Annotated in this window: 4 protein-coding genes; 1 reads left to right on the top strand and 3 read right to left on the bottom strand. The window is 66.8% G+C overall.

Annotated elements, in window-relative coordinates; all coding sequences use genetic code 11:
• On the top strand, positions 1–711 hold a 711-nt coding region (locus ACOJVU_RS05640), incomplete at its 5' end, for an LLM class F420-dependent oxidoreductase (protein WP_421528870.1).
• A gap of 58 nt (positions 712–769) precedes the next feature.
• On the opposite strand, the gene ACOJVU_RS05635 is transcribed toward ACOJVU_RS05640, so the two are convergent.
• The 3 genes from ACOJVU_RS05635 to ACOJVU_RS05625 form a co-directional block, all read right to left on the bottom strand.
• Positions 770–910, bottom strand: coding sequence for a hypothetical protein (locus tag ACOJVU_RS05635; protein ID WP_421528869.1), 141 nt, complete (start codon positions 908–910; stop codon positions 770–772).
• A 153-nt stretch (positions 911–1,063) separates the two neighbouring features.
• The gene (locus ACOJVU_RS05630; protein WP_421528868.1) at positions 1,064–2,539 is read right to left on the bottom strand and encodes a glutamate synthase subunit beta; all 1,476 of its coding nucleotides are present in this window, start codon (positions 2,537–2,539) and stop codon (positions 1,064–1,066) included.
• Positions 2,532–4,625 (bottom strand): glutamate synthase-related protein (locus ACOJVU_RS05625; RefSeq protein WP_421528867.1); only part of this gene is annotated, 2,094 nt, incomplete at its 5' end. The genes ACOJVU_RS05625 and ACOJVU_RS05630, both read right to left, overlap by 8 nt.

Raw genomic sequence — 4,625 nt, 5'->3', positions numbered from 1 at the left:
TGCCTGGAGGGCTGGACGACGCTGACGGCACTGGCCCAGGCCACCAGCCGGCTGCGACTGGGCACGCTGGTCACCGGCGTCCACTACCGCCACCCCGCCGTGCTGGCCAACATGGCCGCCGCGCTCGACATCATCTCCGGCGGGCGGCTCGAGCTGGGAATCGGCGCCGGCTGGAACGAGGAGGAGTCGGGTGCCTACGGCATCGAGCTGGGCGGCATCCGGGAACGCTTCGACCGGTTCGAGGAGGCATGCCAAGTGCTGATCAGCCTGCTCAGCCAGGAGACCACCGACTTCGACGGCACGTACTACCACCTCGAGGGCGCGCGCAACGAGCCCAAGGGGCCGCAGCGCCCGCACCCGCCGATCTGCATCGGCGGCAGCGGTGAGAAGCGCACCCTGCCGATCACCGCGCGCTATGCCCAGCACTGGAACTTCGCCGGCGGCTCACCCGAGGACTTCGCCCGCAAGCGCGACGTGCTTGCCGCACGCTGCGCTGACATCGGGCGCGACCCGAAAGAGATCACCCTGTCCGCGCACCTCGGGCTCGACCGGGAGCGAAACTACCGGAAGGTCCTCGACGACGCGGCCGCGCTGGCCGCCGAAGGGCTGGAGCTGGGCATCGTCTACATCGTGCCGCCGCACGACCCCGCGGTGCTGGAACCGATGGCCGAGGCGATCCGGGATTCAGGCCTGTGGGATGGGGCCGGGTAACGGCGCGACGCCGGCGAGCAAACTCACCACGCGCCGACCATGGCGTAGTGAGGTCCGGTTACGCGCCGAACTGCAACATCTCTTCGGCGGTGACCAGGCGTTCGTTCTTGGCCGGAAATTCGCGACTTTTCACCGGGTGACGAAACAATGACCAGGCGATTCGGCCCACCCGCGACTGGGGCACCGGGTTGACGTGCACAGTGCTAACTCCTGCAATCAGTCCGTACAGCGGAACTCCACCTGGTCCGTGATGCGATGGAACCCCCTGGTAAATAATTACACACCCGCCGTCCGGCAAACGGAGCCAGACTCGCCGATTTTATTACGTGAGCTTCTGCCGTTGCTGATGTGATCACTGGAGCGGCACCGCGGTCGGCTTGACGGGCGCCGGTAGCGCGGTCGACCCCATCAGGTAGTGGTCCACACCCGCGGCCGCGGCCCTGCCCTCGGCAATCGCCCAGACGATCAGCGACTGGCCCCGGCCCATATCGCCGGCGACGAAAACACCGGGAACCGACGTCTCAAAATCGGCTCCGCGCGCGACGTTACCACGCTCGGTGAGCTTGACCCCGAGATCGGCGAGCAGGCCCGTCTTCTCGGGCCCGACGAATCCCATCGCCAGCAGCACCAGGTCGGCCTCGAGCTCGAAATCGGAACCCTCGACCTTGACGAACTTGCCGTCCTGCATGGTCACCTCGTGCGCCTTGAGCGCGGTCACGTGGCCATCGGTGCCGACGAACTCCTCGGTGTTCACCGAGAACAACCGTTCGCCGCCCTCTTCGTGCGCCGAGGAGACTCGATACATCAGCGGGTAAGTCGGCCAGGGTGTGGATGGCGCGCGGGTGTCCGGCGGGCGCGGCATGATCTCGAACTGGTGCACCGCGAGCGCGCCCTGCCGGTGCACGGTCCCCAGGCAGTCGGCTCCGGTGTCACCGCCACCGATGATGATGACCTTTTTGCCCTTGGCGGTGACCGGCGGGTGGCCGTCCGGCCCGATCTCGGACTCGTCCAGGTCGCCCAACGCCTGCCGGTTGCCCCAGGGCAAGAACTCCATCGCCTGGTGGATACCGTCCAGTTCGCGCCCGGGAACCGGCAGCTCACGCCAGGCGGTGGCCCCTCCGGCGAGCACCACCGCGTCGAAGTCGGCGCGCAGCGTTTCGACGGTGAGGTCGACCCCGACGTTGACCCCGGGGCGAAATTCGGTTCCCTCGGCGCGCATCTGGTCCAGCCGGCGGTCCAGGACGCGCTTTTCCATCTTGAACTCCGGGATGCCGTAGCGCAGCAGGCCGCCGATGCGGTCGGCACGCTCGAACACGGTGACACTGTGACCGGCCCGGGTGAGTTGCTGAGCCGCGGCCAGGCCCGCCGGCCCCGAGCCCACCACCGCGACGGTCTTGCCGGTGCGGGTGTCGGGGGGCAGCGGAACCACGAATCCTTCCTCGAACGCCCTGTCGATGGTCTCGAGTTCGATCTGCTTGATCGTCACCGGATCCTGGTTGATGCCGAGCACGCAGGCGGGCTCGCAGGGCGCCGGGCACAGCCGGCCGGTGAAATCGGGGAAGTTGTTGGTGGCGTGCAACCGTTCGATGGCATCACGCCATCTGCCGTTGCGGACCAGGTCATTCCACTCAGGGATCAAGTTGCCAAGCGGACAGCCGTTGTGGCAGAACGGAATACCGCAGTCCATGCAGCGGGTCGCCTGCTCGCGCAACGTCTCGTGGTCGAAATCCTCGTAGACCTCGTTCCAGTCGCGCAACCGAAGCGCGACTGGCCTGCGCTTAGGCAGCTCCCGATGCGTGAATTTCAGGAAGCCGGTCGGGTCAGCCATGTGCGGCCGCCATGATCGCCTTGTCGACGTCCACGCCGTCGCGCTCGGCCTCGGCGATGGCCTGCAGCACCCGCTTGTAATCCCGCGGCATCACCTTCGCGAAGTGCCGCCGCTGCCCGGGCCAGTCGGCCAGGATTCGCTGGCCGACTGCGGAATCGGTGTTGTCGACGTGTGCCTGGATCATGCCGTGCAGCCATTCCTCGTCGTCGGGTTCGAGGCTCTCGAGTTCGACCATCTCGGCGTTGAGGTGTTGCGGCAGTTCGGTGTCCGGATCGTAGACGTAGGCCACCCCGCCGGACATGCCGGCGGCGAAGTTACGGCCGGTGCGGCCAAGGATGACGACCTTGCCCCCGGTCATGTATTCGCACCCGTGATCGCCTACGCCCTCTACCACCGTGTGTGCCCCGGAGTTGCGGACCGCGAATCGCTCGCCGACCACGCCACGCAAGAAAACCTCCCCGCTGGTCGCACCGAACAAGATGACATTGCCTCCGATGATGTTGTCCTCGGCGACGTAGTCCTGCGGGGCATCATCTGACGGTCGCACCACGATCCGGCCACCGGACAGCCCCTTGCCGACGTAGTCGTTGGCGTCACCGTACACACGCAACGTGATCCCCCGGGGCACGAACGCCCCGAAGCTGTTTCCTGCAGAACCCTCGAAAGTGATGTCGATGGTTCCATCCGGCAAGCCCTGCTCCCCATAGGCTTTCGTCAACTCGTGGCCGAGCATGGTTCCCACGGTGCGGTTGACGTTGCTGATCGTGGTGGAGAACCGCACGGGCCTGCCGGAATCCAGTGCCTCGCGGCTCATCACGATCAACTGCTGATCGAGTGCCTTGTCCAGGCCGTGGTCCTGACTGGAGCTACAGTACAGGTCCTGGTTCATGAAGGCCGACTCCGGCTCGTGCAGCACCGGCGCCAGATCCAGCCGGTGCGCCTTCCAGTGCGCGCGCGCCAGGGTCGCGTCCAGCGAACCGACCTGCCCGACCGCCTCGTTGAAGCTGCGGAAACCCAACTGTGCCATGTATTCCCGGACTTCCTCGGCGATGAACATGAAGAAGTTCTCGACGAATTCGGGCTTGCCGTTGAAACGCTCGCGCAGCAGCGGGTTCTGGGTTGCCACACCGACCGGGCACGTGTCCAGGTGACACACGCGCATCATGATGCAGCCCGACACCACCAACGGCGCGGTGGCGAATCCGAATTCCTCCGCGCCCAGCAGCGCCGCGATCATCACGTCGCGGCCCGTCTTCAGCTGTCCGTCGACCTGGACGACGATCCGGTCGCGTAACCCGTTGAGCAGCAACGTCTGCTGCGTCTCGGCCAGGCCGAGCTCCCACGGTGCCCCGGCATGCTTCATCGAGGTGAGCGGGGTCGCGCCCGTCCCACCGTCGTGCCCCGAAATCAGCACCACGTCGGCGTGCGCCTTGGACACGCCCGCGGCCACGGTGCCCACGCCGTTCTCGGACACGAGTTTGACGTGCACCCGCGCCGAGGGGTTGGCGTTCTTCAGGTCGTGGATCAGCTGCGCCAGATCCTCGATGGAGTAGATGTCGTGGTGCGGCGGCGGCGAGATCAGCCCGACACCGGGGGTGGAGTGGCGCACCTCGGCGACCCACGGGTAGACCTTGTGTCCCGGAAGCTGACCTCCCTCACCAGGTTTGGCGCCTTGGGCCATCTTGATCTGGATATCGGTGCAGTTGGTCAGGTAGTGCGACGTGACACCGAAGCGCCCGGAGGCGACCTGCTTGATCGCGCTGCGGCGCCAATCCCCGTTCGGGTCGCGGTCGAACCGGCCGACGTCCTCGCCGCCCTCACCGCTGTTGGAGCGCCCGCCCAGCCGGTTCATCGCGATGGCGAGCGTCTCATGCGCCTCCGCGGAGATCGATCCGTAGCTCATCGCCCCCGTCGAGAAGCGCTTGACGATCTCGCTGGCCGGCTCGACCTCCTCCAGCGGCACCGGGGCGCGCACGTCGGAGCGGAACTTCAGCAGCCCGCGCAGGGAGGCCATCCGCTCGCTCTGGTCGTCGACCAGGCGGGTGTACTCCTTGAAGATCTTGTACTGGCCGGTGCGGGTCGAGTG

The organism is Mycobacterium sp. THU-M104, from assembly GCF_049197365.1.
In the GTDB taxonomy this organism is placed as follows: domain Bacteria; phylum Actinomycetota; class Actinomycetes; order Mycobacteriales; family Mycobacteriaceae; genus Mycobacterium.
This window is presented reverse-complemented; position numbering and strand designations above follow the sequence as displayed.